A 530-nucleotide genomic window follows, 5' to 3' on the forward strand; every position below is an offset into this window, starting at 1 on the left:
CCCGTCCGACACTGACGGTCTCTAACCTGCACGGCATGGTCACCGGGATGGCGGAAGACCTGCAGAGTCTGGTCGGCGGAACGGTGGTCAGGCGTAAGGTTTACGCCCGTTTTCTGGATGCGGTGAACTTCGTCAACGGAAACAGCGACGCCGATCCGGAGCAGGAGGTGATCAGCCGCTGGCGCATCGAGCAGTGCAGCGAACTGAGTGCGGTCAGTGCCTCCTTTGTGCTCTCCACACCGACGGAAACGGATGGTGCTGTTTTTCCGGGGCGCATCATGCTGGCCAACACCTGCACCTGGACCTATCGCGGTGATGAGTGCGGTTATCATGGTCCGGCTGTCGCGGATGAATATGACCAGCCGACGTCCGATATCACGAAGGATAAATGCAGCAAATGCCTGAGCGGCTGTAAGTTTCGCAATAACGTCGGCAACTTTGGCGGCTTCCTTTCCATTAACAAACTTTCGCAGTAATCCCATGACACAGACAGAATCAGCGATTCTGGCGCACGCCCGGCGATGTGCGCC

General features: G+C 57.9%; 1 protein-coding gene. It reads left to right on the forward strand.

Annotated elements, in window-relative coordinates:
* A partial coding sequence (locus tag ACJHX4_RS26780; RefSeq protein ID WP_167579150.1) for a phage minor tail protein L occupies positions 1-476 on the forward strand: 476 nt, incomplete at its 5' end.
* Between the last annotated feature and the right edge of the window lie 54 nt (positions 477-530).

Origin of the sequence: Escherichia sp. WS2035, assembly GCF_046487065.1 — a bacterium.
Taxonomy (GTDB): Bacteria; Pseudomonadota; Gammaproteobacteria; order Enterobacterales; family Enterobacteriaceae; genus Escherichia; species Escherichia coli.